Genomic DNA, 26,652 nt, shown 5'->3' with positions numbered 1-26,652 from the left:
TATAGGGTCATAGTCAGACAGACGGCAAGGAGGCTACGAAACGACGATGGTCAGTGCGATCACGGCGAAGACGACGCTCTGCGCGGAATGCACGGTGATCCCCAGCCACGCGCTGCGGAAGCGTCGAGAGGGATAGGCGAAGAGCAGCCCGGCCAACACGCTCACCAGGATGGACCACGGTTGGTGCACATGGTAAAGACCGAAGATGACACTGTTGACGATCCAGTCGGCCCGGCCGAACGCGCCGCGCATCCGTGGCAGCAACAACCCGCGGAACAGCAGTTCCTCACCCAGCACGGTGTTGAACAGGAACAAGACCAGGATCAGGACGTACAGACCCCAGTTGCCCCGCAGGGCGTCATGACCTTCGGCTGACGACAGGAACTTGCCGAAGTCGTGAGTGGACGGTCCGGACAGTTCTAACGGGACGAACTGGAGCGCGGCGAAGCCGACGACGAACGGCACCGTCCACAGCCACAGCCGGCCGCCACGCCGACCGGTCGAATTCGACGGCGGCGTCAGCCAGAGCGCGTCACGTAACACCGGCCAACGCAGGCTGCGCTGCTCGCGCGCCACAAGCGCGACGACCAGGACGCACTGCCAGATCAACCCCACGGTCAGGGCGACGATCAGCGTCACCGCGGACCGCCGGTCGGTGGCGCCGGGACCGGCCACCGCCGGCGTCACGATCCAGGCGAGCACCCCCATCGGCGCCGCCGCCGCGAGCCACACCGCCAACACCGCCGCACGGGAGTACTGCCGGACTTCCGTGCCGATAGCCGACTTCACCTGGGTCTCCTAGTGGCTCGAACGCTCTCTGTCGGCGTCGAGAATGCTCGCGCGGATCGCTCGATTCGATCCGGCGGACCACCGGAACCCAGGTGAGGCCAGCCATAGGTGGTGCGTCAGTGGTGCGCCGACGCCTCCGCGCCGTCGGTGTGCGGGAGGCGGTTCGGCAGCTTCACCGCGATGAAGACCGTCACCAGGGCGATGACCGCTGCGACGAGGAAGGCCAGACTCAGCCCGCTGATCTGGGCCGGGACGGGGGCGGCCCCGTCGGCGACCAGATGGGTGGCCCGGCTCGACATGACGGTGACTGTGAGCGCGGTGCCGAATGCCGCCGCGACCTGCTGGAACGTGCCGAGCATCGAGCTGCCGTGCGAGTACAGGTGCGGCGGAAGCGCGCCCATGCCGAGGGTGAAGACCGGCGTGAACATCGCCGCCAGGCTCAGCATCAGCAGTACGTGCAGGCCGAGCACCTGCCAGTACGGCATGGTCGCCGAAACCTGGGTCAGGCCGAGCAGGGCGAGCACCATGCCGATCGCGCTGGGCAGCACCAGCGGCCGGCTGCCGAACCGGTCATAGATCTTGCCAGCGGTCGGTCCGAGCAGGCCCATGGCCAGACCGCCCGGCATCACCAGCAGGCCGGTCTCCAACGGGCTGAGGCCACGCAGGTTCTGCAGGTACAGCGGCAGCAGGATCATCGAGCCCATCATCGCCAGGAACCCGATCGCCATGATGGCCAGGGACAGCGTGTACGTGCGCTGCCTGAGGGTGCGCAGGTCCAGCAGGGGCGCGCCGTCGCGTTGCAGCTTGAGCTGGCGGATCACGAACACGGTGATGGCCACGGCACCGGCGACGACGATGCCGATGTTCACCCCGGTGTTGCTGGTGACGTCACCGAACAGGCTCAGGCCGTACACCAGGCCACCGAAGCCGAGCGCGGCCACCACGACGCTGAACCAGTCGATGGAACTCACCTGCGGCTCGCCGATGTTCTCCACCTTGCGCAGCCCGAAGAAGCCCACCAGGCCAGCGATCGGCAGGACGGCCACGAACAGCAGCCGCCAGGAGCCGGCCTGCAGGATCAGCCCGGACACCGTGGGGCCGAGTGCGGGCGCCACCGAGATGGCCAGGGTGACGTTGCCCATCACACGTCCCCGGTCCTGCTCCGGCACCACGGTCATCAACGTGGTCATCAGCAGCGGCATCATCACCGCGGTGCCCGACGCCTGGACGATCCGGCCGAACAGCAGCACCTCGAAGACCGGGGCGACGGCCGAGATGGCGGTGCCGATCAGGAACACGCTCATCGCGATCGCGTAGGCCTGGCGGGTGGTGACTCTTTGCAGGAACCAGCCGGTGACCGGGATCACGGCCGCCATGGTGAGCATGAACGCGGTGGACACCCACTGCGCCGCCTGCTCGGTGATCTTCAACGAATCCATCAGCCGCGGGATCGCGTTGATCATCAGGGTCTCGTTGAGGATCACCACGAAGGTGGCCAGCACGAGCAGCCGCACCACAGTGGGCGTCCGACCGGCCCGCACGGCTGGTCGTTCCGGGGTTACAGCTGACATGGAGAGCACCTCGCTGGTCTTTGGGTGAGCGTCGCCTGGCGGCACGGTCGTGGACACCTATTAAGACCTAGGGGTCCGACAAAACTCATCGATCTGGCGAGTCTTGCGCACTCCAGTGCCGATCTCACCTGAATTTCGGATGCCACCCCAAGCCCCCTGACCTGGACATTCTACCAGGTCAGGGGGCTCGCACCCCGGTGGTGGTCAGCTGGTGACCGGGGTGAGCAGGACGGCCAGCCGCTGGCGGTGGTTGCCCACCGGGGAGGCGGACGCCACGATCTGGCCGGCGTCGTTGATGCCGTACGCGGCCGTGATGGTCAGGCCGCTGGCCGCCGGGATCAGCGTGGTGAGGTCGGTGCGGACACCGTTGCTGTACACCCAGCCGGCGCGGCCGTCACCGACGATCGTGCCGGCCCGGTTGATCGCGTTGGCCGTGCCGGACGTGCTGCCGCCGAGGTCCGGCCACAGGTCGGTCACCGTGCCGCCGGCGAAGACCACCGGGTGCCGCGGCGCGAACTCGCCGCCGCCGACCCCGGCCGCGCCGACCACGGTCCCGGCCGGGTTCATGGCGTGCGCCTCCGACCACGTGCTGCCGGGCAGCGAGCCGAGGTCGCGTGGGGTGCCGCCGCGCCACACGGTGGCCTCGGCCTTGCTCAGGTCGTTGGAGGTCGAGGACAGGCCGAGCACCTGGCCGTCCGCTGAGATGCCGAACGCCTCGGCGGCCTGGCCGCCGGGCAGCGCCGGCAGGACAGTGGTCGTGCCGTTCTGGTACAGCCAGGCGGAACCGGTGTCGAACCCGGTGCCGGCGATCTGGCCGGCGTCGTTGACCGCCCGCGCCTGTACCTGGCCGTCCGCGGGCAGGATGTGCAGGTCGGTCGGCACGCCGTTGTGCCAGACCACCGCGGTCTGCCGGACAGGCAGGGTCTCGTAAGCGGTGCCGACGACGGTGTCGGACGAGTTGATGCCGAACGCCTCGCTGGCGTGGGCCAGGGTCGGGTCGTTGGGCGCGACGCCGGGCAGTTCGGTCAGGTGCGCCGGGTCGGTGCTGACGTACCCGGTCTGGGCGCCGAGACCGGGGAACGAGCCGATGCCAGCGGTGTGGCCAGCGGCGTTGAGCGCGAACGGCAGGTTGCCAAACGCACCGTTCGCGGCTCTGATCATGGTCACCTGGTAGTGGACGGGAGTCGCCGCGGCCGCGTGCGCGGCGGTGGTGGCGGTGGTCGCGAGCATGAGTGGCGCCCCCAGCAGGGCAAGGGCGTGCGTGAGTCGTTTTCGCACGTGTCTCCTCTTTCGAAAAGTGGATCGACACAAGCGAATACACGCCCGGGTTACGCCGACACGAACGCGCGGACCACCGCCTTGTGCCCGTCGAGGGTGAGGTGCACGCCGTCCTCGAGGAGGAACTCCGGGTGGCCGCCGAACCTGGTGTCCACGGTGGGATCAGGCAGTGCACGCAGGAATTCGGCGGTGGCGTCGATGTCCTTGTTGGTCCAGCCGATCCCGGCGCGTTGGAAGTGCGGGTACGCGCGCACCCGCTCTTCGTCCACAGCGGACGGTGTCAGCCAGGTCCACGCCACCGGTCCGGCAAGGTCCCGCAACGTCCGCAGGTTGCGTTCGGTCTCGTCCCGGCTGACCAGCGTCGGCCCGGCCGGGCTCAGCAGCTGGGCGTCGTTGGAGCCGAGCATGCACAGCACCCAGTCGGGGCGCAGGAACCCCAGCGCGGGCACCTGGGCCAGCGCCTGGGTGGTGGTGGATCCGGACACACCCAGGTTGGTCACCCGGACATCGGGGCGGTGCACGGCCAGCACCTGGCGCAGGATCTCGACCCACGACAGCCGGTCAGCGGTCGTGCTCTCGCCCAGGGCGACGATGTGCCGACTGTCCGGCAACCGGTCCACCGCGTTGGCGAAGTCGGGCTCGCCGAGCAGGTCCTCGGCGGCCTGCCGGACCTGGTCGGCGAAATCCGACAGCAGGGCCTGGTACTCGTCCAGGGTGAGGCCGAACAACGCGGCGATCCGGGCCTCGTCCAGCCCTTGGAGGTACGGCATCGACCGATCGGGCCGTTGGAACCGGACCAGTCGGGCGGTGAGTGCGGCGGTCATGAGCGTTCCTTTCGGGTGCGGGGAAGCAGGAAACCGGCGATGACCAGCCACGCGAGGCCGGTGAACCGGGCGATCGGGAGCAGGAACGCCGCGTCGGAGACCAGCAGGGTGAGCGTGGCCAACTCGGCCAGGGCGGCGATGACCAACCCCGCCACGGTGAGCCACCGCGGCAGCAGCCGCGCGAGCATGCCGGGAACCGCGATGCCGGCGACAAGCAGCCCGAGCGGCACGACATGGCCGGGTCCGCCGGTGGCGAAGGCCAGATCCTGCAACGCCCGCACGAGCGCGGGTTCGCCCGCGACCTCAGGGCGGGACAACACCCAGGTGACCAGCCCCGAGCCGGCCAGGAACGCCGCGGCCAGCAGCCCGCCCGCCAGCGTGATGAACGCTCCGGGGGCGCGGACACCGAGCCGGTGCAGACGCGCGGTCGCGGTGGCCGCGTAGATCGCCAACGGGATCGCGGCGGCGAACTGGAACAGCGCGCTGACCTGCACGGCGGACTGGTGGTCGCGGAAGTAGGCGAGGGTGTCGGCGACCGGGCCGAACGGCGACGGGAACGTCGCCCCGCCAGCGAGCACAACGCTGAGCACGAGCCCGGCCACGAACAACGCCGTGAACACGACGGCAAGCACGCCCAGAGGTGGGCCACCTTGCCCACGCGGGCCGCTCGGCCTGGAATCACCTGCCCGTGGATCTGGTCCGGCGTCGCGCCGGTAGTCCAACTGGTCCGTCATCACTTCTCCTCGATGAATCATTCATAGCGATGAATCGTTCTCTATGCAGTACGGTAACCGCCGTGACCGGTTCTCGCAAACAGCTTGGGGGTGTCGCGTTCCTGCTCGCCCAGCTCGGCGCGCACGCCGCTAACCGCTTCGCCGAACGAATCGGTGAGCTTGGACTGACCCCGGTGGATGTCGGACTGCTGCGGATGATCGCCGTCGAACCCGGCCGCAGCCAGCAGTCGCTGGCCGCGGAACTGGGTGTGGTGCCCAGCCGGGTGACCGCGTTGATCGACCCGCTGGACCGGGCCGGGCTGGTGGAACGGCGCCGCAGCAAGGAGGACCGCCGCAACTATGAACTACACCTCACCGACAAGGCGGGCGAGGTCATGGCCGGCATCCGGCAGGTCGCGACCGCCCACGAAGGCGAAATCTGCACGGCGCTGACCGACCTCCAGCGCACCCACCTGATGGGCCTGCTCGAACTCATCGCCGACCAGCAGGGACTCACCCCAGGAGTGCACCCCGGATACCGCCGCCCCTGACCGCCGGTGGGATGTTCATGTTGCGGTGGAACACGTTCGACGGGTCGTACGCGGCCTTGACCGCGCGCAGGCGCTGGTAGTCGGCGGCCGTGTAGGCCGTCTCCACCGCGTGCGGGTCGTGCAGGAAGTTCAGGAACGAGCCGCCCGTGGCGTATGGCCGCAGGCATTCGGCCGCGCCGTCCACCGCGATGGAGAACGGCACGCCACGGTGTCCGGCCGGACCCTCGAAGCGACCGATCGCGCCGCCCCAGTAGCGGACTTCGACCGCGCCGGGAACGTCCACAAGGGACTCGATGAGGCCGTCCGGGATCGCCGCGAACAAGTCGAACTGGCGGGGAGCGGTGCCGGGCACACTCGCCTGCGGGACCGTCACCTCGGCGAAGGTGTCGTGCACGGGGATCCCGGCGCTCAACGGCCGCAGGGCCCGCCGGGCGGTGGCGGCGTCGCCCGCGTACGTCGCCCGGACCGCCACGTGCCCGCCGACCAGGGCGATCGTGCAGGTCAGCTCGTCCGGCATGACCGGCGCGTAGTCGCGGTACCGAGCCAGCAGGTCCGCCGCGCGGTCGATCGGGAACAACGCCTGGCCCGCGTACACCTTGGTCACCGGGTGCAGCCGGATCTCCATCGACGTGACCACCCCGAAGTTGCCGCCGCCACCGCGCACCGCCCAGAACAGCTCGGGCCGGTCGTCCGGGGTCGCCGTGACCGGCTCGCCGTCCGCGGTAACCAGGTCGATCCGCACCAGATTGTCCGCGCCGAGGCCGTACGCGCGCGACAGCGGCCCGAGCCCGCCGCCCAGGGTGAAGCCGGCCACGCCGACCGTCGGCGACGACCCGGACACCGGCGCCAGGCCGTACGGGGCCGCCGCCGCGAGCACGTCACCCCACACCGCACCGGCGCCGACCCTGGCGATCCGCCGGTCCGGGTCGATCTGGACGGTCGCCATCCGAGCGGTCTTCAGCAACAGGCCGCCGTCGGACGCGACCCGCGTGCCGTGCCCGGTCGACTGCACCGCGATCGGCAGGTCGTTCGCCCGCGCCCAGGTCACCGCCGCCCGCACATCGGCCGGCCCGGTCGCCTCGACGATCACGGCTGGCCGGGCGTCGAACGTCGGGTCGAGCGACGCCCGCTGGGTGTCGTAGGCCGCGTCCCCGGGGCGATGCACGGGGCCACGGAACAGGTCTGCACGGCGGGCGGCCAGCTGCTGGGTCATCGGGATGTCCTTTCCGGTCAGGTCACCCCTAAGTCGAACGGCCGCACAGCGGATCGACACACTGCCCGAAATACTTCGGGAAGGTGTCACGAACAACATCCGGGGTACAGTCCAGGGTGCCGAGACAGTGCGACGCCGATGCTGGCGAGAGTGGCCGACGCGACGGTGAACATCGTTCACCCCTGGTCCACCTTCTCGGTTCTTCAGCACGGAACAATGCCGATCTGCGGGCAGACCGAAGCCACTATCTCGGGCAGCCAGTAGCGATACCGAGATGAGCACCGCATGACCACCACGTCTCCCAGTCCTGTCCGGCCACCGGGCAAACCCATGTTCGCCGGCCGGAGCACGCTGGCCGAAACGTTGACCATCAGGACGTTCCTGGTGGTGCCGTTCCTCGTCCTGCTCGCCGCGGTCCCGCTGATGTGGGGCTGGGGTGTCAGCTGGCTGGACCTCACCATGGCCGCGACGCTCTACGTGGTGTCCTGTTTGGGCATCACCGTCGGTTACCACCGGTACTTCACCCACGCCGCCTTCAAGGCGCGCCGGCCCCTGCGGATCGCCCTGGCGATCGCGGGCGGCCTGGCCATGCAGGGACCGGTCACCATCTGGGTCGCCGACCACAGGCGGCATCACGCGTTCGCCGACCGCGAGGGCGACCCGCACTCGCCGTGGCTGTTCGGCACGTCACCGGTCGCCGTCGCCAGGGGCTTCTGGCACGCCCACATGGGCTGGCTGCTGGAACGGGACAAGACCAACATCGAACGGTTCGCCCCCGACCTCGCCGCCGACCGCGACATCCGCGCGGTCGACCGGCTGTTCCCGCTGTGGGCGGCGGTCAGCCTGCTCTCCCCCGCGCTGCTCGGTGGCCTGATCACCATGTCGTGGTGGGGTGTGCTGACCGGATTCCTGTGGGCCGGCCTGGCCAGGATGGCGTTCCAGCACCACGTGACGTGGTCGGTGAACTCGATCTGCCACATGATCGGCGACCGCCCGTTCGCCAGCCGCGACCGCTCGGCCAACTTCTGGCCGCTGGCCATCCTGTCGATGGGCGAGTCCTGGCACAACACCCACCACGCCGACCCCACCTCCGCCCGGCACGGCGTCCTGCGCGGCCAGATCGACATCTCCGCCCGCACCATCTGGCTGTTCGAGAAGCTCGGCTGGGTGTGGAACGTCCGCTGGCCCACGCCGCAGCGCCTGGCCAAACTCGCCCGGCAGCACTAAGTCCCAAGGAGAGCTGCCGATGACCGCACACGAGGGACCGAACACCACCGTCAGCGACTTCGCCCAGAGCCGCCTGGACGCCGCGGCCGAGGAGGATCGCCAACGCGACATGGCGACGCGAACCGTCACCAGCCACGCCATCGACGCGGCCGACTGCCGGACACTACTGGCGATGCTCGGCCTGAGCCCCACCCACCGAACGCCAGCCGGTGGGCCGCAGCCGCGTCTGAGACAACCAGACTGACGTCGCCGGACATGACGAACCCACCGAGATCATCACGGCTCAACCTCAGGGCCGACACGGCGCCGCCCAGCCGGTTCGACGGCGGCTGGTGGCCCCGTTCGACGGACCTGGCGGCCGAGCTGCCTGGGCTCGCCCGCGACCTGGCCGTCCGAACAGGTGGGGTGACGAGAATCCGGTACAACCCCGACAACTGGGGTCTGCTGGCCAGGCACATGACCGTCGACGGCCGCGTCGTCCGGCTTGAGGGATTCACCCGCCTGGACCCGTACAGTCTTCGGATCACCGGCACGGCACCGGGTGTGCTGTGCCTGCTGGTCGTGCCGCCGGACGCCATCGAGCACACCGGGTACGCCGCGTTGGCCGCGGCGGTCACCCAGAACGGACTCTCCCGCGACATCCTCGCGGCCTGCGGGGCGATCCGAACCGCGGACGAGCCCGCCACCTTCACCGGACACTGGTGGCGCGCGTCCCGTTAGGACACTTCGCCCGCGTGGACGGTGGCCCTAGGATTTGGGGATGGACTACGACGACGTCGAGGCTGAACTTCGCCGGCATCCGAAAGTGCGGGAGTGTGTGGTCACCAGGATTCCGACCGGGCCACGGAAGAACACCCTCGTCGCGTACGTCGTCGCCGACGGGAGAGTCCTTCCGGCCGAGATCAGGGCGTTCCTGTCGGCTCCCCGAATGCGGTCCAGCCGGATCCCGCAGGCCGTGATCCCGGTGGACAGCCTGCCCCGCACCGGTTCCGGGGAGGTGGACCGCGACGGCTTACCCCTGCCCGTGCTGCCGGGACAGGCGGCTGGCGGGAAGATGGCGTGGTCCGATCTCGGCGACGGGCAGCTGTGGGTGGTCACGGTGGTCGTCGCGCTGATCTTCGCGTTGTTGGCGTTTCTGCTGACCGACGGGCTGTGGCCGGGGTCCACCGACCTGTCGTTGGTGCCGCAACCGTATGCCGCCCTGTTCAGTGGGCTCTACCTGGCCGAATGGTTGGCGTTCGGGGTGGGGATCGCGTTTCTGTTCATGGGGCGCAGGCGGTTGCGGCGGTTGGGCCGGCCGCAGTGGCTGACCACGCTCGCTCATCTGTCGGTGGTCTGGTTGCTGATCTCCTGGTGGCCGCAGGACAACTTCTACCGGCTCGCCAGCAAGACCGACTGGGGCCGGCAGGCCGCCCTCGTCTACGGCTTCAACATCACCCTGATGATCGCCGCGGTCATCCTGGTCGCCTTCGTGATCCGCGAGCGCCGCGTGGACTGACCGGCAGATCGCCGAACATCTCACCCAGGGCCGCGTTCGCGTCGCGGACAGCGGTCTCCGCCTCGTCGACGGACTGCGTGGTGCGGGCCGCGATCGCCACACCCAGGTACGGGACGGGATCGAACGCGGCGGTGGGGATGGTGACCAGCAAGGTCGCACCGAGCACTCGACATCGCTCGACGATACCGGCGAGGTGGTCACGCAACGCCCCCTCGGGCAGGCGTGCGCCGAGTAGCAGCCGGTCGAGCGTACGGACGACGTGCCGCCCGCCTCGCAACCGGTCCAGCCCAGCCTGGATGTGGAAGGCGACCGCCGGCCCGGTGAGCCGCAGGTTGATCTCCACGGGCGCGAGGCGACCGGACCGGTCGGTGACGAAATCGACGTCGTACCAACCCCTGTAGCCTTCTGCGGCCAACGCCTCGCCCACCGCCACCCCGAACCCGGTGGCCGTGGCGGCGAGTGAATCGGGCACAGCGCCGACGGTGACTCCTTGATAGCTCGTCTCGTCGATGTCCATCAGCCCGACACCGACGGGGTGCACCGCGCCATCAGGGCCGATGACGGCGTCGAAGGTAGGATTACGGTGCGGGCCTGCTCCTTCCACGTACTCCTCCACCAGCAGCACGCCACCCCATCGCCGCGTCACGGCCCGGAGCCCTGGCGTCTCAGGGGACACGATCAGCGTGCCGGACCCGCCGACGCCGTACTCCTTCTTCAACACCGCCCGTCCGGTCAACTCCCGGGCGAACGCGCGACGTGAGGCGACCAGCCGTTGCTCGGGCACGACAATTCCCGGATGGCCAGCCAGGTCACGGAACAACGCGTGCGCGTGCCTCTTGGACTCGTACCGGCTGATGGCCGCAAGTACACCGTCTGGGGTGGGGGCGATCGGGTCGAACACCGCCGTCCGCCCCCACGGCAGCACCGGCGCCCCCTGCGAAGTGAGTCGTTCCACCAGGTCCGGCCGGGTCAGGATGGCCTCCGACACCCGGCCGTCACCGGCGACCCCACTGTGCACCTCCACCTCGCCCCAGCCCAGTACGGCACCGACTTCCCGCACCCACCACTGGCCGACCTGTTCCGGCAGGACGATCATCGCCGGGCGCGGACCGCAGAACGCGGTCAGACAGGAATAGTGGTCAGGACCCCGCACACCGCCGGCGAACTGGCCGTTGAACTCCGCGACGTTCCCGACCAGAACCGTCTGCCCGCCCGCGCTCCACACCACTGACCACGACGGCTCCGGCCGAACTGGCCAGGCCACCAGCACAGGCAAGCCGCTCTCGGCGACGCCGACGCGCTCCGCCCCCATCGCCAGATAGAACCCCTCGGCGTGCGGGTCGGACTCGATCGTCAGCCGACTGAACCCCAGCCGTCCTACCTCCGCCAAGACGTGCCGGTACAGCACGCGCCCCACGCTGCCGCCGATCGCGTCCGGCTCCACGAACAAGAGGCCGAGTTCACCATCCGGCGGCTGACCGTCCAATGTGGCCACACCAACGACCGTTCCGGCCTGCTCAGCGACCACCGTGCGCCGTTCGACGATCTCCGCGCGGCGCAACCGAAGCTGGTCCCGGCAGCCGGCCAGGAACGCCGCGTCATAGCCCCAGTGCGCCTTGGAACGCAGGGTCAGCTCGCTGAGCGCGTCGGCCTCGTCCGGCCGCGCCGCCCTCAGCGTCAGATCTCTCACGTCGGGATGCTCTCACGGCCGCCCCACGGTCAGGTCCATCCGGAGGAACTCGGTGATGCGGAGCATCTTCGGTGGGCGTGCCACGTCGTCGGCGAGGGCCTGGAACGCCTCGTCCTTCCCGACGAGACGGGGCGCGGCCAGTTCCATGTCCTTCCCGTTGACCCGGAGCCGCGCGCTGCCCGCCGCCAGGATGTTGCGCACCCAGTCCGAGCCCGATCCGTACACCAGGATGAACAAGTAGCCGCTGTCGACCGGATGCGCGTCCAGCGGCGTGCGGTACGTCTGGCCTGAGGTGCGGCCGACGTGCGTCAGCACCGGCCACTTCCCGCTCGCGATCGCGCGCGGGTTGAACACCCGCTTGTTGATGTGCCCCCACCATCTCGGCATCGGCATCAGGAACCCTCCCTTGAGTCGCCTTACACTTGTAAGGATGCCTTACAGGTGTAAGATCGTCAACACGTCGACCCCTTGGAGCCCGCATGTCACGGCAACCGCTCAGCAAAGGCCGTGTCCTGGAGGCCGCGATCCGGGTCGCGGACCGCGGCGGCGTGGCAGCGATAACGATGCGAAAGGTGGCGCAGGAACTCGGCGTGGAAGCGATGTCGCTCTACCACCATGTGCCGAACAAGGACGCGATCCTCGACGGCGTGATCGACACGGTGTTCGCGGCGATCGAACTCCCCAAACCCGAGTGCGACTGGCGCGACGCGATCCGTGAACGCGCCTGCTCCGCGCGTTCGGTGCTGTCGCGGCACAGTTGGGCTCTTGGGCTGATGGACTCCCGTCGCACCCCAGGACCGGCGACGCTCCTCCACCACAACGCCGTGCTCGGCGTCCTGCGAGAGGCGGGATTCACGCTCCCGTTGGCCGTGCACGCGGTCTCGCTCATCGACAGCTACATCAGCGGGTTCGTTCTCCAGGAGACGAACCTGCCTGTAGCGACGCCGAACGACATCGAGCAGGTGGCCGGCGGCATCCTCGAACACCTGCCCGCGAACGAGTTGCCATACCTCACCGAGGTGATCGTCGACTACGCGCTGCGGCCCGGCTACGACCACACGAACGAGTTCGGCTACGGCCTGGACCTGATTCTGGACGCGCTCGAAGCCCGCCGGCAGCGGTGAACTCATCGGTGGCCGGCGGCGTATTGACTGCGTCCCCACTGTCGAAAGCCCTTGCCAGGAGGCGTTACGGGCATGGACATTCCAGCTTTTACCAGACGTATCACGCTTTTCGCCGCCGTGGTCCTCGCGGTTCCGGTGCTGGCCGCCGTGCCGGCGGTCGCGCAGCCGGAATCGGCCCATTCGGCGTTCGCCGAACTGGATCTGATCTCCGACCTGCCGGGCCGGGCGCCGTTGGTGGACGCGTCCCTGGTCAACCCGTGGGGGCTGGCGTTGTCCCCGACCGGCCCGCTCTGGGTGGCCAACAACGGGACCAACACGGCCACCATCTACCCCGGCGGTGCCGGTGGGACACCGGTCACCAAGGCCGGACTGACCGTGTCCGTCCCGGGTGGCGCGCCGACCGGCCAGGTGTTCAACGACACCACCGACTTCGTGGTGACCGGACCGGGCGGCGCGGGCCCCGCCGCGTTCATGTTCGTCAGCGAAGCCGGTGACCTGACCGCGTGGAACCCGACCGCGTCCCGGACCGCCGCGATCACCGAGGCGCACGTGCCCGGCGCGGTCTACAAAGGACTCGCGTTGCTGCACACCAAGATCGGACCGTTCCTGCTGGCCGCGGACTTCCACCACGGCCGGATCGACGTGTTCGACAAGGCCTTCCACCGCGTCGCCCTGCCCGACGTGTTCTACCGCGACCGCTCCCTGCCCCGGGGCTACGCCCCGTTCAACGTGGCCGCGCTCGGTGACGTGGTCTACGTGGCGTACGCCAAACAGGACGCCGACCGCCAGGACGAGGTCGACGGCCGCGGACTGGGCTTCGTCGACCGGTTCGACGTGTTCGGCCTTGTGCACCACCGAGTCGCGAGCCGTGGCGCACTGAACGCCCCGTGGGGTCTGGCCATCGCGCCGGCGAGTTTCGGTCGGCTCGCGGGCGACCTGCTGGTCGGAAACTTCGGCGACGGCCGGATCAACGCCTTCGACGCGCGCTCCGGCCACTTCCACGGATCGCTGCGGGACGCCAAGCACAAGCCGATCGCCATCGCCGGCCTGTGGGACCTCAAACCCGGCACCGCCGCGTCCGGCGGCGCCGACAGCCTGTGGTTCAGCGCCGGCACCGACCACGAGGCACACGGCCTGGTCGGCCTGATCCAGCCGGCCCACTGAGCAATTTCGCCGGAAATCGACACACCGCGATTCGTTCGCGAACGAATATGTTGTTCGTCATTGCGACAGGTGAGTGAGAATAACTCACCTGTCGCCGCCGTTGGAGTGAAGCCGACACACGGCTGGAACGAAATCGTCGCCCCTCGCGAATCCGCCTCTGGTCAGGTATTCGCCTGCCGGTGATCCCTTCCGAGAATGGATCACTTCAGCACTTACGAGGGGTCAGATGTGAGTTCAGCAGTCACCGGCTGTCGGTCGTTCCTACCCAGGCTCGGTGCCTGGGTGGGAACGGCCTTGCTTGCCGTCGCCTCAATGGTCGCGCTCCCGGCCGCGACCGCGACCGCGGCGCCTTCCAGCGTCGACGTGTTCGTCGGCTACGCCGACACCTTGCGCGCGAACGTCACGCACTTCCCGACACCTTGGGACGGCGCGCCCGATGTCGTGTTCGCGGGCTGCCACGCGAACTGTACTTTCGACGCCGGCGCGGCGCGTTTCGTCAACAATTCACCGGGCGCGGTCACCATCGATTTCGTACATATCAGACTTAGCACGTGCACATTCGACATGTGGCCGCACGGCACCGTTCTGCAAGAGCACCAACAACTGGTCGTCACCCAGACGGCCACCGGTGCCGCGGACGGCTGTGACAACAGCGCGGGATTCTTCGACACGTCCGACATCGGGCCGAACGGCACCGAGTGGGCCGGGCACTGCGACCAGTCCGGCGTCATCCCGCAGATCGACCTGTCGGTCAACGGGGTGGTCCAGACCTTCACGGACAGCGGCCAGGTGCTCAACACCGGCGGCGTCGACCTCGCGTCCTGCCCGCCGGGGTCCAACGAGTCCACCCAGTGGACCTCGATCGGCAGCGTGCCGTGTCCGGGCGCCACGCTGACGCTCGCGCCTCCCACCCAGACGCAGCCGATCGGGTCGCCGGCGACCGTCCAGGCCACCCTGCAGAACACCTGCGGCACCGGCCTGCAGGGCGCGCCCGTCACCTTCACCGTCCAAAGCGGACCCAACGCGGGCACGACCGGATCCGGGGTCACAGATGTCAACGGCGTCGCGTCGTTCCCCTACACCGGCACGACCACCGGCACCGACACCGTGGTGGCCACCACGACCAACCCGGCCGGCACCATCACGTCGAACACCGTGAACGTGCTGTGGGAACGCAGACACGCGCAGTTGGTGATCACCGGCGGCGCCACCACCAGCGACTTCAACGACCCGGCCACGGTCGCGGCGGTCCTGACCGACAGCCAGGGGCCGCTGCCGGGCCGCACGGTCACGTTCACCCTGAACGGCGCGGAAACCTGCTCAGGGACAACGAACGCCAGCGGTGCCGCGTCATGCTCGCTCACACCAGGTGAACCCGCGGGTCCGTACCCGCTGGTCGCCAGCTTCGCCGGGGACGCGACCGACACCGACGCCAGCGCGACCGCGACCTTCACGGTGACCCTTGAGGAAACGACCCTTGCCTACACCGGACCGACAAGGGCGGCCAACGGTGAACCGATAACGCTGTCCGGCGTACTGAAGGAGGACGGCACCGCCCCGATCAACGGCCGTACGGTGACGTTCACCATTGGCACAGGCGGATCGGCCCAGTCCTGCACGGGGACAACGAATGCCGCTGGCGCCGCGTCGTGCACGATCGCGTCGGTGAACCAGCCGGTGGTGATCACCACCGTCCCGGTCACCGCCGTGTTCGCCGGTGACGCCTTCTACCTGCCGGCGTCAGCGGCTGCCACGTTGCGATTCCAGTACCTGACCGGGCGCGCGTACGGCTTGGCGTCCAGCGGGTTGGTCGGCATCTCGCCCACCCCGGACACCGGATCGGTCTCCACCGCGGGCGCGACCACCGTCGCACCGCCTTGCGTCGCGACCATCGGTGGGCTGATCACCGCACACACGTTGTGCGCCAAGGTGGTCACGTCCCTCAACCCCGGTAAGTCGACAGCCACCGCGTCGCTGCAAGACGCCAGGGTCGGTGTGCTCGGCCTGCCGGTGATCCAGGTCGGTGTGGCCCAGTCCTCGTCGCAGACCACGTGCGCGGGTTCGTCGGGCCAGGCGACGATCACGTCCATCTCGGTCGGCGGCATCCCGGTGAACGTCGACCTGCACCCGGCGCCGAACACCACGGTGACCGTGCTCGGGGTGCAACTTGTGTTCAACGAACAGACCCCGGTGGCTGGCGCCGACCAGGGCCTGACCGTGAACGCGGTGCACATCAAGGCCCTCGGCCTGCTCGACACCACGATCGCCTCGGCGACCAGCGATATCCACAACTGCTGACAGTGGAGCCGTGTTGGCCGGGGTTCACGGCCAACACGGCTCTACTCAGTGCGAACAAAAGGAATCAGCAGGCGCCTTGGTCGCTCCAGACGGCCCAGGACTGCGGGGCGCCCGGCTCGGCACCGGTGGAGAACCAGGTGGACAGCCACTTGTGACCGTTGTGGCTGACCCGGTCGTTCGGCACGTACGAGGTGCTCGCATTCCACTCAGGATCGGGGCAGCCGCCGGTCTGCGGTGTGATCGTCCACGAGAACGAGGCCGATCCACTACGTGCCGGGGAAGCACTGTCCGTCGCGGTGGCGGTAACGTTGTTCGAGCCCGCCGTGGTCGGCGTACCGGAGATCAAACCACCGTCACTGATGGACAAACCAGCGGGCAGACCCGTGGCGGTCCAGTGCAGCGGCGCGGTGCCACCGGTCGCGGTCAGCTGGAGGTTGACCGCGGTGTTGACGACCGTGCTCTGCGCACCCGGGTTGTTCACGGTCGGGCCATCGTTGTTCTGCGGCGTGATCGTCCACGCGAACGAAGCCGAACCACTGCGAGCAGGACTCGAGCTGTCGGTCGCGGTGGCGGTCACGTTGTTCGAACCCGCCGTGGTCGGCGTACCGGAGATCAAACCACCGTCACTGATGGACAAACCGGCCGGCAGGCCAGTCGCGGTCCAGTGCAGCGGCGCAGTACCACCGGTCGCCCTCAGCTGGAGGTTGACCGGCGTGTTGACGACCGTGCTCTGCGCACCCGGGTTGGTGACGACCGGGTTGCCACCGGTCGGGGTGCAGGTCGGGTCGCCGGGCTGAGCGGGCACGCTCACGGCGTCCCAGGCGGCCTTGACGGTGTTGAAGTTGGTGCAGTCGCCCTGGGTCAGGTTCTTGGCGGCCTGCAGGGTCGCGGTCCGGTACCGCAGGTAGGACATACCGGCGGTCTTCTGCAACATGGCGTTGTAGAAGATGGTCACGGCGGTCTGCACGCCCAGGCCGGTGACCCGGGAACCGTTGCAGGTGGGGCTGGTCGGCTGGCCGTTGGTGGGATTGCTGCCCATGGCGGTCAGGTAGAACCAGTGGTTGCCTGGGCCGGCGGCCTTGTGGACCTCGGTGCCCGGGATCGCGTTCGAGTAGCAGTTCGGGTCGTTGTTGACCTGTGACGGGTTGAACATGTTGCGGATCGGGCCGGAGCCGACCAGGTTGATCGTCTCGCCGACCAGGAAGTCCGGCGTGTCGAACGGCGCCGGCTCGTTGGCGAACCACTCGGTGGAAGCGCCGAACACGTCCGCGACGAACTCCTGCGTACCGCTGCCGGAGATGCCGCCCGGGGTGTGGTCGTCGATGCCGTGGCCGTGCTCGTGGGCGACCACGTCAAGCGAGCTGATCCACTGGTTCTGCTGGTTGTGCCCGATCTGGACCTGGCTGCCGTCGTAGAAGGCGTTCAGGTCGTTCAGGCCCACCCGCACCGGCCAGCCGCCGCCGTTGCCGTCGAAGCTGTTGCGGTTCAGCCACTGCGTCAGCATCTTGTTCTCGGTCTGCAGCACGAAGAAGGCGTCGACGCAGCCGGTTTCCTTGCTGGTGGCGTTGCCGTTGCCCCACGTGTCGGTGGTCTTGGTGAACGTGGTGTTGTTCGCCAGGTCCTGACACTGCTCGCTCGGGTGTGCCGGGTCGCGCAGCAGGAAGTTGTTGCCCTGCTTGGTGGTGTCCAGGTGGACCGGCTTCGGGCCGTTGTAGGCCGCGTTGCCGTCGCCCTTCATGACGTGTTCCTGGGTGTTCAGGACCGCGCCGGTCAGCGCGTCCACCACCACGGACAGCCGGCTCGGGCCGTCCTTGTCGGCACCGACGACGGTCGACTCCCAGGCCAACCGCGGCGTGCCGAGCGCGAACACGACCTGCCGGGTGCTCACCACCCGGTCCGCCCGCACCAGTTGCCGCAGCGCGGTCGACTCAGCGGTTTCCTTGCGCACCACCGCGGTGGTGACGGCCAGGTCAATGGTCTGGTCCTGGGCGACCGACGTGTTGAGCACCTGCCCGGCGGCGTTGGTGACCACCACGAAGTCACCGCCGACCACGGGCAGGCCCTTGTAGGTGCGCTCGTAGGGCACGTAGCTCAGCCCAGCGCCGCCGGCGATCGCCTGCTGCTGCACGAACGTGTCGTTCGCACTGGCATGCAACTCGGCCGGCCTACTCGCGACGAGGCCCGACGCCGCGTCAGCCGCTCTGGCGAGCGCACTGGGCGCGGCGGGTGCTGCCGGCTGCGCCGCGGCGACGGGCGCGACGGCCGAAACGGCACCGGCCACGAGCGTGACACCGGCTATTGCCGCGAGTCCCGCTCGTCGAAACATCCGGAATGACATGTGTGTGCCACCCTTCAGGCAGGGAAGTGGTGACCGAAGTAAAGGTCTAGACCTCAATGCCGTCAATACCATCCGGCAACATATGGGCCGTTCGTATGCCTCCGAACGGAGCAGTCCCAGCGAAACGGCGTCGGCACATCGGGCTATTCGGTGGTTCAGACCTTCACGGGGGTCAGCTCACGGCCGGGCGAGGGTGACCGGATCGGCGCTTCGCGCAAGAGTCCATCGTCGGTTTGTCGGCGCGAACCGGAGCTTACTGAGTGTCACAAAGGCAACTCTCCGAAGTCGTCCACTATCGGCATGTCCTTTTCGGACAGGTGGCCGGCTACAGTGGACGGTGCTGGTGGAGGAGTGGGGCCGGCGGGGGTCTTGGCGACGGTGCCACTGCCGTTGCCAATTGGCCCGGTACAACCGACGCCCGATACGGTGGCACTATCCACCATACGGATCCGGCAACAATTGATCTGCGGAGGCGTGATGAGTACAGCCAGATCTCGCGATCCTTGGAAGAGCGCCTGAAATGCAAGGAATCGAGCCGAGAACGGTCATCGAGGCCTGTTTCGATCCGAACGGCGTCGCGTCGCTCGAGCGGGTGTACCGCGTCGCGACAGCAGTCGGCCTGCGGGACCAGCCGGTGCGGCTGGCCATTCTCCGGCTGGCCGCGGCCGGCGTCCTCAGGCAGGAAGGACATGTCCGGAAAGGCCGGCTCGTGCTCACCGATGCCGGCAGGCTCCGGTCGGACACGGATGTCCGGCTCGTCGCGTTCGCGGCCGCGCAAGATGCCGGCCGCATGCCATGGAACGGGCTCTGGCGTCTCTACACGTTCTCCGCGCCCGAACCGCGACGGGCGGAACGCGACTCGCTGCACACCGCGCTGACACGGCTTGGCAGCGCGGCGCTGACACCCGGTGTCTACGTGAGCCCGCACGATCTCCTGCCCGAACTCATCCAGGCGACCTCGGCGGAGACCGTCGGCTCCTACCTGATCATCGCCGAAGCCACGCGCTTGACCGGACCGGGTTTCACCGATCCCGAGTCCACCGCGGAACGCCTGTGGCCCGCGGCCGAAACCATCGCGGCATACAAACCGCTCGCTGACCTACTCAGCGGCGACGTCCTCAACGCCTCCACCGAACTCGTCGCGACGGCTCTTCGCCTTGCTGAAGCCTTCACCCAAGCACTGGAGCACGACCCGCTCCTTCCCCTGGAACTGAGATCCGACCCGTGGCCACCGGTCCGGCTCAGGCACGACTTCCGGGAGGCATGGGCGGCGATCCGCAGCCGCACGCCGGACCTCTCCCTTTTCCGCACTTTCAAGCTAGAGTGAGCGGCGTGCGCTGCGGGGCGCCGCCTGCCCGTGGACAGGGCCAAGCCCACCCGTGACGAGAACGCTGGTATCGGTCTTCTTTCGGCCTGAGGCGACGGGCGCAGGCAGTCATCGGAAGGAGACTGTCATGCCGGTATACCCGTTGCCGCATCGTCCGAACCTCGCCAACATCCGCAAACAGGCCAAAACCCTGCTGGCGGCATGGCAGGCCGGCGACGACCAGGCAGTGACCCGAGTACGGCAAAGCCACCCCCGAGGCGAACGGCTGGAGCGTGTTCGTCTCGCCGACGCCCAGGTGGTGGTGGCGCGCGAGTACGGGTTCGCTTCGTGGGCGCGTCTGGTCCAGCACCTGCGACTGACGCCACAAGCCCAGGCATTGCACGCGATCGACCTGCTGTTCCGGGCCGACAGCGGCGAGCCGAGCACGGTCGGACAGGTCCTCGACCACCGCGTCGACCTGCTCTGGCAGGCACATCTCGACGGCCACCCGGCGGTCGCCGTGCTGCTGACCGGTTCGCCGGTGACCGTTGACGACGTCCGGGCGGCGATCGCCCGCGAGCACGGCTTCGCCGACTGGGCCGCCGTCCCTGACCGGGACCGGCCCGTCGACCCGCACTTCGAAGCCGCGGTCGACGCGATCGTGTCCGGCGAACCGGATGCCTTGCGCGCGTTGCTGACCACCCACCCGGAGTTGGTGTCGGCCCGCTCCCCGTTCGGACACCACGCCACGCTGGTCCACTATGTCACCGCCAACGGTGTCGAATGGAGCAGGCAATGGCAGTCACCGCGCAACGCGGCCGAGGTGATGCGGATCTTGCTGCACCACGGCGGCGACCCGGACGCGATGTGCGACGTGTACGGCGGGTCCACACCCCTGGGCCTGCTGGTCTCGTCGGCGCATCCGGCGAACGCCGGGGTGCAGGCCGCTCTGGTCGAGGAACTGTGCCGTGGTGGCGCCAATCCCAACGGCCTCGACGAGGACGGCATTCCACTGTGGACGGCCATCACGTTCGGATACCCGCCCGCGGTGGACGCGTTGGCCCGTTGCGGCGCCCGGGTGGACAACCTTGTCTTCGCCGCGGCCGTCGGTGACCTGCCCCTGGTCACCGGCTACCTCCGCGATCGCGGGCGGATCACCGCGCAGCGCATCGGAATACGCGGCCCGGTGCTGGCGGCGGACCACATGATCGAGTACGCGCTCATCTACAGCGCCGGCCTGGGTCGCCGCGCCGTCGTGGAACTCCTGCTCGGCAGCGACCCCGACCTCGGCGTGATCGAGCCGAGGTTCCACAGCACGGCCGCCGGCGCGGCCCGCTATCACCGCCGGCACGACATCCTGGCGCTCCTCGAACACCGTCCGACGGGCTTCAGCTGAAGTCGTGCAGCAGGGCACCTGTCGTGTCGGGGTCCTCGAACATGGGGGTGTGGCCGACACCGTCGAGGATCTCGATCCGGGCCTGGGGCACCCGCCGGTACTCCTGGACGGCGAACGGCTGCCACCGCTTGTCCTCGGAGCCGAAGATCACCAGGGTCGGCCGGCCGAGGTCGGCGAGCCGGTCGGGCATCGGCCGTTCCGCCAGGAACGCGGTGGAGGCCTGGTCGGTCTCGGTGAGGCTGCGGTATGTCATCCCTCGGATGTCGGCGACGATCTGGTCGGGGACCCGCACCGGGCGGGTGAACGCCGAGCCCAGCGCGTCACGGATCGTGCTGTCCGAGCGCAGTCGCCAGAGCAGCTGCCCGATCACCGGCACGCCGACCAAGCGCCCCACCACACTGTCGTCGGTGAACGCGGCCATCCGCGGCCCGATGTCGATCACCGCGATCGCCGCCACCAGATCGCGCCGCTGCTCGGCCAAAGCCGTGACGACCGTGCCGCCGGTCGAATGCCCGACGACGGTCGCGCGGCGCACCCCGAGCCGGTCGAGCACGGCCCCGATCCGGCGGGCCTGCTCCGCGATGCCGTAGCCACTGGATGGTTTGGCCGATCCGCCGTGCCCGAGCAGGTCCACCCGCACCACATGCCGGTCCCGCAAGGCGGGCATCACCGGCTCCCACCACGCGGTAGAGCCAGCGAGGCCGTGCACCAGCACCACTGTGGGCGCACCGGGCGGCCCGTCCTGGACGACGTGGATACCGTCCACGATCTGCCCCCCCCCCCCGCCGGCCTCGGCCGTCTCGGTCAGCACCGCCACCGTGTTCGCCGCGAGCAGGACGACGAGCACGCCGCCTGCCAGCACCGTGATCCGCCGCCGTCGACTCCACGTCCGCCATCCCCGTGTCCTGGCGCTCGTTTGTTCCATGACCGCCACCCTCTCGGCCGCCAACGCCAGGCGTCTTGAAGAAATGTCCACGTACAGTTCAGAGGTGCGGACGGCAGACCCCACCGCTTCCTGGCAGATCACGCGGCCGTCGCGGCCCACGCTGCCCGGTGTCGACATGGCCGGATTCCGCATCCACGGCGACCGCGCGATCGAGCTACGAGCCATCCCCCACCCCGCCGTCACCGTGGCCATCGAGTTCGGCGACCGGCCGTTCGACATCCACGGTCGGACGTGGTCGGGCAGTGTGGCCGCCGGGCTCGCCTTCGACCCGTTCCAGGTGCGCGCCGAGGGCATCGAGTGCGTCCAGATACGCCTGTCCCCCATCACCGCGCACGCCGTGCTCGGCGAGTTACGCGGGAATGTCGTCACGCTCGACGACCTGTGGGGCCGCGACGCGACGCGGCTGCGGGAACGGTTACACCACGCGCGAACTTGGCCACAGCGCTTCGCGCTGATCGACGCGGAACTGTCCCACCGACTCAACGCGGGCCGAACGGTCGACCCCGAAGTGGCCTGGGCCTGGCGCCAGATCCTCGCCGGCCACGGCACGGCCCGCATCGGCGATCTCGCCGCCCGGACCGGGTGGAGCCGCCAGCGCATGTGGTCACGCTTCGCCGCCCAGATCGGCCTGACCCCGAAACGCGCCGCCATGCTCGTCCGTTTCGACCACGCCGTCCACCGCCTGATCCGCGGCCACGCGCCCGCGCGGGTGGCCGCGGACGGCGGTTACGCCGACCAGTCCCACCTCCACCACGACGTCCGCGCTTTCACCGGGACAACTCCCACGGCCGCCGCGAACGAGCCGTGGCTGGCCGCCGACACCACGGCCTGGCCAACGAGTTTCACCGCCGCACGGTCATGACTCGGCGAGTGCGGCCAGCCTGTCGAGGGAGGCCCGGAGCATGTCCGGGGTGGTGGCGCGGGCCCGGATGAGGCGCTTCTCGTCGGTCAGCTGGGACCAGTCGTAGGTGTGGGTCACCTTGGTGTGGGTGTCGTCGATCGGGTCGAGTTCCCATCGCCAGAGGTGCCCGGGTGGTTCGTGGCCCGGTTCGGACGGGAGCCAGGCGATGCGGCGTCCCTCGGCGAACTCGACGACGTGGTTGTGCCGGACGCTGCCCTTGGTGAGCGTCATCGTGAACACCTGGCCGGTGCCGTGCACGCGTTGGCCCGCGGGCGCGTCGGCCAGGTTGTCGTTGCCGTCCCATCGGGGCTGGTTCGACGGATCGGCGATCAGTTCGAAGATCTGTTCGGCGCCTGCGGCGATGTCGCGGCAGGTGGTCACCACGGTCGGGTCGGCCATGACCGCATCATGGCGGTTCACCCCGTTGTCCGGCAACCGACGATTGTCAGGAAATATCAGCCACGGCTTTTCTGATGGCGTCGATTTCGGGGGCCGGGCCGGCGAAGTACTCCAATGATGTGGTCCATTCGCGTTTGGCTTGCTCGCGTTGTCCCAAGGCGAGCAATGCGAGACCCTTCACATGGGCGGCGCGGGTCTGACCGTAAGGCGAGTTCACTTTCTGGTGAATCGTGAACGCGTTGTCGGCGTGCCGCAAAGCCTGGTCGTTGTTCCCCTTTTCCAGGGTGATCCAGGCGAGAAGTATCTCGGCGTCACCGCGCAACCGCAGCAGTTCCCCCTGGTGGGCGAGTTCGATGGCGCGGTGGGTGTGTGCCTCGGCGCGGTCGAGCAGGCCGTCGGCCTTGTCGATCGACGCGAGCTGGAGCAGGGCCTCGATGTGCGCCTTCCGGTAGTCCAGCTTTTCGCACATCCTGAGCGCCGAGTCCACATGCGATCGTGCCTGCGCGGTGAGGTCGAGCTCGTGGTAGGTCCCGGCGAGCGAGACCAAGGAGTCGGTGATGTCGTACTCGTCGCCGAGTTCCTCGGCCACCGCCAGCGCCTTGCTCGCGTGCGCGATCGACGCCTGTGGGTTGCCGACCTTCGAGTACGCCTGGCCCAGCCCGCGCAGCGCCTCCGACTCGTAGTGCTGGTCGCCGCTCTGCCGGTAGCAGTCGAGCGCGATCAGGAGCTGTTCGATGGCGGCCTTGAACTCGCCCCGGCGGATCATGATCATCCCGAGCATGGCGTGCACCGCGCCTTTGGTCGAACTGCTCGACGTGGCGTCGATCAGGTCGAACGCGGACAGCACGTACTTCTTGGCGACGTCGAGTTGGTCCCGCCACTCTTCGACGACGCTGAAGTTCAACAGCGCCCAGAGCTGCAGGGCGGTGAAGTCGTGCTGCTCGGCGATGCGCAGGGCCTCGGCGATCTGGTCGGCGGCGTCCTGCAGGTACCCCTGGGTGGCGAGTGCGTCGCCGAGGGCGATGCGAGCACGGGTCTCCCCTTGGGCGAACCCCAGCTCGAGGTACTGGCCCAACTCGGCCCTGAGGTGCGGGAGCGCGCGTTGGATATCCCGAACGCGAATATAGACCGAGGAGAAGGCGGAGTGCATGGCGGCCACCGCGCGGCGGTTCCCGGCGCTCGTCGCGGCCCGCAACGCGACCTCGAAGGCGCCCAGGGCCTCGATCCGGTGCTCGGTGTAGGTCACGACGTAAGGGCGCAACGACTCGGACAGGTACCAGGCGATCTCCACCGGCCCGTAGTGGGCGGTGTAGCGGATGGTCGCGATCAGGTTGAGCGCCTCGTCGCCCATCCACTGCGCGGCGTTCGGCACGACCGGGAACAGCTCGGACGTCACGATGGTGGGGTGGGTGCGCGGCAGGCGGATCCATGTCGGATACAGCGCGTCCGCTGCCTGGTCGGCAGTGGTCACGTAGTAGCTGTGCAGTCGCGAGAGCGCGGCGTCCAGTTCGTCGGGGTCGTCCTCGGTGACGCATCGGTCGTGGGCGTACAGACGCACGAGGTCGTGGAAGCGGTAGTGCCGGGTCCGGCTGGGGAGGATGAGGCTGGCCGCACTGAGTTCACCGAGCAGCAGATCGGCCTGTACGGGAGTGATGCCGGCGACGTGGTGTGCGCAGCTGCGACAGAAATCGGGTCCGGGCACGAGGCTCAGCAGCCGGAACAGCCGGGCGGCTCGGGCGCTGAGCGTCCGGTAGGACAGGTCGAACACGGCACGCACCGTGGCGCGCGGGTCGTCGGCGATCGTCAGCGCGGTGAGGCGGTCGTGCTGTTCCAGCTCGGTGATGAACTCGGGCAGTGGGCGCGCGCTGTGCAGGTAGGCGGTCGCCGCGACGCGCATGGCCAGCGGCAGGTACCCGCACAGCTCAATGATCTGCCCGATGTCGGTGTCGGCCGGCCTCGGGGCGGCGGCCAGGATGGTGCGGACGAGCCGTTCGGAATCGCGTGGCGAAAGCGGTGCCAGCGGCAGCAGGTGGGCGCCGGTCAACGCGGCCAGGCTCGGCATCCGCGACCGGCTGGTGATCAGCACCGCGGACTCGGGTGCGGCCGGGATGAGATCGTGCACCTGCTGGGCGTTCGCCGCGTTGTCCAGGACGAGCAGGATGCGGCGGTCGGCGACCAGGCTGCGGTAGGTGTTGGTGAGATCCTCCAGGTCGGTCGGCACCTGGGTGGACGGCAGGCCCAGCGCGGGCAGGATGCGGCTGAGCACCCGCGCCGGGCTCAGCGGCGTGTGCTCGGAGTAGCCGTGCAGGTCGATGAACAGCTGCCCGTCCGGGAACCGGGTACGGATCTCGTGGGCGAGTTTGACCGCGAACGCGCTCTTGCCCACCCCCGGCATACCGCTGACGACGAGCACCGGCGCACCCGCGCCGGACGGTGTGGTCAACGTGGTTCGCGCCGCGGCCAGCTCACCGGCTCGCCCGACGAAGTCGCTGATGTCGGCCGGGAGCTGGGCGGGAGTGATGTGCACGAGCGGGACGGTGGCCGCGTCGGCGTTGCCGTCGCCGACGTCGTCGAGGGTGCCGGTCAGCACCCCGTGGTGGGTACGTTCGAGCTCAGCCCCCGGAGTGATGCCGAACTCGTCCGCCAAGTAGGCGCGCGCCCGTCGATAGGCCGCGAGCGCCTCGACCCGCTTGCCCGAGCGGTACAGCGCCACCATCAGCTGGGACCAGAAGTGTTCGCGCTCGGGGTAGCGCGCGGTCATCGCACGCAGATCGGTGACCAGCTCGGTGTGCCGTCCGAGACCCAGATACGCGTCCGCACGGTTCTCGACGGCTTGGCAGTACTCCTCGACCAGGGCATCCGCGGCACGCGACTTCGCCGTCCCCGGCGGCAGGCTCGCCAGCGGCTCGTCGCCCCACAGCGCGAGTGCCTTGTCCAGCCGGGCGAGCCGCTCGGCGCCGCGCAACGTCTCGGCTTCCTGCAGGAGCCGCCGGAACCGCGCCAGGTCCACCGCGTCGTCAGGCACGGTGAGGCGGAACCCGTCCGGCATGGCCTCGATCAGGCCGGGCTCCTCCAGCGTGCGACGTAATCGGCGGACGTACGCCTTCGCGCTTTCCCAGGCGTCGCTCGGCGGCTCGTCCTCCCACAGCCACTCGACCAACTCGTTGACCGGCACCACCTGGTTCGCGCGCAACAGCAGGCAGGCGAGCACGACTTGCTGGCTGCCGGCGGGAACATGCACGGGCTTGCCGGCGCGCAGAACGGCGAGCGGTCCCAGCAAACGAAAATCGACTGCAGGCACCTCCGCGCCGCCCCCTTCCCCTAGGCTTCCGACAGTATTCACGCGACGCCTCCGGTTACCCAGTGCACATGTGCCGATGCTGTCGGTTCCCGTAGGATAATCCGCCAGGCACCCACGGGGGTAAG

At 69.0% G+C, this 26,652-nt stretch carries 23 protein-coding genes; 11 read left to right on the top strand and 12 right to left on the bottom strand.

Annotated features, from left to right (window positions below; genetic code table 11):
* Positions 1-33: 33 nt before the first annotated feature.
* The 5 genes from EV192_RS21100 to EV192_RS21080 form a co-directional block, all read right to left on the bottom strand.
* A complete protein-coding gene (locus EV192_RS21100; protein WP_207926162.1) occupies positions 34-789 on the bottom strand; it encodes a CPBP family intramembrane glutamic endopeptidase in 756 nt (251 codons plus the stop codon).
* 116 nt (positions 790-905) lie between these two features.
* Positions 906-2,360, bottom strand: a complete 1,455-nt coding sequence (locus tag EV192_RS21095; protein ID WP_132117866.1) for an MDR family MFS transporter — start codon at positions 2,358-2,360, stop codon at positions 906-908.
* 204 nt (positions 2,361-2,564) lie between these two features.
* Positions 2,565-3,638, bottom strand: a complete 1,074-nt coding sequence (locus EV192_RS21090; protein ID WP_132117864.1) for a hypothetical protein — start codon at positions 3,636-3,638, stop codon at positions 2,565-2,567.
* 50 nt (positions 3,639-3,688) lie between these two features.
* Entirely contained in the window at positions 3,689-4,462 is a 774-nt protein-coding gene (locus EV192_RS21085; protein WP_132117862.1) for an SGNH/GDSL hydrolase family protein, read from the bottom strand.
* Entirely contained in the window at positions 4,459-5,196 is a 738-nt protein-coding gene (locus tag EV192_RS21080) for a DUF4386 domain-containing protein (protein WP_243726969.1), read from the bottom strand. Before EV192_RS21080 ends, EV192_RS21085 begins: the two co-directional genes overlap by 4 nt.
* 62 nt (positions 5,197-5,258) lie before the next feature.
* Between EV192_RS21080 and EV192_RS21075 the strand changes: the two genes are divergently transcribed.
* Positions 5,259-5,726, top strand: coding sequence for a MarR family winged helix-turn-helix transcriptional regulator (locus tag EV192_RS21075; protein WP_243726968.1), 468 nt, complete (start codon positions 5,259-5,261; stop codon positions 5,724-5,726).
* Here the strand turns inward: EV192_RS21075 and EV192_RS21070 are convergent.
* Entirely contained in the window at positions 5,689-6,939 is a 1,251-nt protein-coding gene (locus tag EV192_RS21070; RefSeq protein ID WP_132117858.1) for an FAD-binding oxidoreductase, read from the bottom strand. The two genes, EV192_RS21075 and EV192_RS21070, sit on opposite strands and share 38 nt — an antisense overlap.
* A 330-nt stretch (positions 6,940-7,269) precedes the next feature.
* On the opposite strand from EV192_RS21070, the gene EV192_RS21065 reads away from it, so the two are divergent.
* Genes EV192_RS21065 through EV192_RS21050 form a run of 4 tightly spaced genes read left to right on the top strand, consistent with a single transcriptional unit; the run spans position 7,270 to position 9,664 of the window.
* On the top strand, positions 7,270-8,166 hold the full coding sequence (locus tag EV192_RS21065) for an acyl-CoA desaturase (RefSeq protein ID WP_424923371.1): 897 nt from the start codon (positions 7,270-7,272) through the stop codon (positions 8,164-8,166).
* Positions 8,167-8,185: 19 nt separating this feature from the next.
* Entirely contained in the window at positions 8,186-8,410 is a 225-nt protein-coding gene (locus tag EV192_RS21060) for a hypothetical protein (RefSeq protein ID WP_132117854.1), read from the top strand.
* Positions 8,411-8,421: 11 nt separating this feature from the next.
* A complete protein-coding gene (locus EV192_RS21055) occupies positions 8,422-8,886 on the top strand; it encodes a DUF5994 family protein (RefSeq protein WP_132117852.1) in 465 nt (154 codons plus the stop codon).
* Positions 8,887-8,926: 40 nt separating this feature from the next.
* Positions 8,927-9,664 carry an AMP-binding enzyme gene (locus tag EV192_RS21050; protein ID WP_132117850.1) on the top strand — a complete coding sequence of 246 codons (738 nt, stop codon included), beginning with the start codon at positions 8,927-8,929 and terminating at the stop codon, positions 9,662-9,664.
* On the opposite strand, the gene EV192_RS54840 is transcribed toward EV192_RS21050, so the two are convergent.
* Both EV192_RS54840 and EV192_RS21040 read right to left on the bottom strand, forming a co-directional pair.
* The gene (locus EV192_RS54840) at positions 9,621-11,354 is read right to left on the bottom strand and encodes a GNAT family N-acetyltransferase (protein ID WP_207926161.1); all 1,734 of its coding nucleotides are present in this window, start codon (positions 11,352-11,354) and stop codon (positions 9,621-9,623) included. The two genes, EV192_RS21050 and EV192_RS54840, sit on opposite strands and share 44 nt — an antisense overlap.
* A gap of 12 nt (positions 11,355-11,366) precedes the next feature.
* Positions 11,367-11,747, bottom strand: coding sequence for a nitroreductase family deazaflavin-dependent oxidoreductase (locus EV192_RS21040; protein WP_132117848.1), 381 nt, complete (start codon positions 11,745-11,747; stop codon positions 11,367-11,369).
* An 86-nt stretch (positions 11,748-11,833) separates the two neighbouring features.
* Here EV192_RS21040 and EV192_RS21035 point away from each other — a divergent pair, with 86 nt between their 5' ends.
* The 3 genes from EV192_RS21035 to EV192_RS21025 all read left to right on the top strand — a co-directional run bounded on the left by EV192_RS21035 (position 11,834) and on the right by EV192_RS21025 (position 15,940).
* Complete coding sequence (locus EV192_RS21035) at positions 11,834-12,478, top strand: TetR/AcrR family transcriptional regulator (protein WP_132117846.1); 645 nt, start codon at positions 11,834-11,836, stop codon at positions 12,476-12,478.
* 72 nt (positions 12,479-12,550) lie between these two features.
* The gene (locus EV192_RS21030) at positions 12,551-13,642 is read left to right on the top strand and encodes a TIGR03118 family protein (RefSeq protein WP_132117844.1); all 1,092 of its coding nucleotides are present in this window, start codon (positions 12,551-12,553) and stop codon (positions 13,640-13,642) included.
* Between the two features lie 282 nt (positions 13,643-13,924).
* Positions 13,925-15,940 (top strand): Ig-like domain-containing protein, encoded by a 2,016-nt coding sequence (locus EV192_RS21025; RefSeq protein WP_165960520.1) that lies wholly within the window; start codon positions 13,925-13,927, stop codon positions 15,938-15,940.
* A 64-nt stretch (positions 15,941-16,004) separates the two neighbouring features.
* Here the strand turns inward: EV192_RS21025 and EV192_RS21020 are convergent, their stop codons facing one another.
* Positions 16,005-18,266, bottom strand: coding sequence for a putative Ig domain-containing protein (locus tag EV192_RS21020; RefSeq protein ID WP_132118288.1), 2,262 nt, complete (start codon positions 18,264-18,266; stop codon positions 16,005-16,007).
* A gap of 532 nt (positions 18,267-18,798) precedes the next feature.
* Here EV192_RS21020 and EV192_RS21015 point away from each other — a divergent pair.
* On the top strand, positions 18,799-19,605 hold the full coding sequence (locus EV192_RS21015; protein ID WP_132117840.1) for a PaaX family transcriptional regulator: 807 nt from the start codon (positions 18,799-18,801) through the stop codon (positions 19,603-19,605).
* A 127-nt stretch (positions 19,606-19,732) separates the two neighbouring features.
* Positions 19,733-20,980, top strand: coding sequence for an ankyrin repeat domain-containing protein (locus EV192_RS21010; protein ID WP_132117838.1), 1,248 nt, complete (start codon positions 19,733-19,735; stop codon positions 20,978-20,980).
* On the opposite strand, the gene EV192_RS21005 is transcribed toward EV192_RS21010, so the two are convergent.
* Complete coding sequence (locus EV192_RS21005; protein ID WP_132117836.1) at positions 20,973-21,905, bottom strand: alpha/beta fold hydrolase; 933 nt, start codon at positions 21,903-21,905, stop codon at positions 20,973-20,975. The genes EV192_RS21010 and EV192_RS21005 overlap by 8 nt on opposite strands.
* Before the next feature lie 64 nt (positions 21,906-21,969).
* Here EV192_RS21005 and EV192_RS21000 point away from each other — a divergent pair, with 64 nt between their 5' ends.
* Positions 21,970-22,788, top strand: coding sequence for a helix-turn-helix domain-containing protein (locus EV192_RS21000; RefSeq protein WP_243726966.1), 819 nt, complete (start codon positions 21,970-21,972; stop codon positions 22,786-22,788).
* Here the strand turns inward: EV192_RS21000 and EV192_RS20995 are convergent.
* Together EV192_RS20995 and EV192_RS20990 are read right to left on the bottom strand one after the other, a co-directional pair.
* Entirely contained in the window at positions 22,783-23,226 is a 444-nt protein-coding gene (locus tag EV192_RS20995) for an SRPBCC family protein (RefSeq protein ID WP_132117834.1), read from the bottom strand. The two genes, EV192_RS21000 and EV192_RS20995, sit on opposite strands and share 6 nt — an antisense overlap.
* Positions 23,227-23,272: 46 nt before the next feature.
* On the bottom strand, positions 23,273-26,527 hold the full coding sequence (locus EV192_RS20990; protein ID WP_165960519.1) for a BTAD domain-containing putative transcriptional regulator: 3,255 nt from the start codon (positions 26,525-26,527) through the stop codon (positions 23,273-23,275).
* Positions 26,528-26,652: the final 125 nt, after the last annotated feature.

Origin of the sequence: Actinocrispum wychmicini (assembly GCF_004345645.1) — a bacterium.
Taxonomy (GTDB): Bacteria; Actinomycetota; Actinomycetes; order Mycobacteriales; family Pseudonocardiaceae; genus Kibdelosporangium; species Kibdelosporangium wychmicini.
Note: the sequence above shows the minus strand (reverse complement) of the source record. Positions and strands in the feature narration are given on the sequence as shown.

Bases quoted from the DNA above. Each gene is read 5' to 3' on its own strand.
- EV192_RS21095 (WP_132117866.1), bottom strand. From the start codon at position 2,360: ATGTCAGCTGTAACCCCGGAACGACCAGCCGTGCGGGCCGGTCGGACG.
- EV192_RS21085 (WP_132117862.1), bottom strand. From the start codon at position 4,462: ATGACCGCCGCACTCACCGCCCGACTGGTCCGGTTCCAACGGCCCGAT.
- EV192_RS21080 (WP_243726969.1), bottom strand. From the start codon at position 5,196: ATGACGGACCAGTTGGACTACCGGCGCGACGCCGGACCAGATCCACGG.
- EV192_RS21070 (WP_132117858.1), bottom strand. From the start codon at position 6,939: ATGACCCAGCAGCTGGCCGCCCGCCGTGCAGACCTGTTCCGTGGCCCC.
- EV192_RS21065 (WP_424923371.1), top strand. From the start codon at position 7,270: ATGTTCGCCGGCCGGAGCACGCTGGCCGAAACGTTGACCATCAGGACG.
- EV192_RS21060 (WP_132117854.1), top strand. From the start codon at position 8,186: ATGACCGCACACGAGGGACCGAACACCACCGTCAGCGACTTCGCCCAG.
- EV192_RS21055 (WP_132117852.1), top strand. From the start codon at position 8,422: ATGACGAACCCACCGAGATCATCACGGCTCAACCTCAGGGCCGACACG.
- EV192_RS21050 (WP_132117850.1), top strand. From the start codon at position 8,927: ATGGACTACGACGACGTCGAGGCTGAACTTCGCCGGCATCCGAAAGTG.
- EV192_RS21040 (WP_132117848.1), bottom strand. From the start codon at position 11,747: ATGCCGATGCCGAGATGGTGGGGGCACATCAACAAGCGGGTGTTCAAC.
- EV192_RS21035 (WP_132117846.1), top strand. From the start codon at position 11,834: ATGTCACGGCAACCGCTCAGCAAAGGCCGTGTCCTGGAGGCCGCGATC.
- EV192_RS21030 (WP_132117844.1), top strand. From the start codon at position 12,551: ATGGACATTCCAGCTTTTACCAGACGTATCACGCTTTTCGCCGCCGTG.
- EV192_RS21020 (WP_132118288.1), bottom strand. From the start codon at position 18,266: ATGTTTCGACGAGCGGGACTCGCGGCAATAGCCGGTGTCACGCTCGTG.
- EV192_RS21015 (WP_132117840.1), top strand. From the start codon at position 18,799: ATGCAAGGAATCGAGCCGAGAACGGTCATCGAGGCCTGTTTCGATCCG.
- EV192_RS21010 (WP_132117838.1), top strand. From the start codon at position 19,733: ATGCCGGTATACCCGTTGCCGCATCGTCCGAACCTCGCCAACATCCGC.
- EV192_RS21005 (WP_132117836.1), bottom strand. From the start codon at position 21,905: ATGGAACAAACGAGCGCCAGGACACGGGGATGGCGGACGTGGAGTCGA.
- EV192_RS20995 (WP_132117834.1), bottom strand. From the start codon at position 23,226: ATGGCCGACCCGACCGTGGTGACCACCTGCCGCGACATCGCCGCAGGC.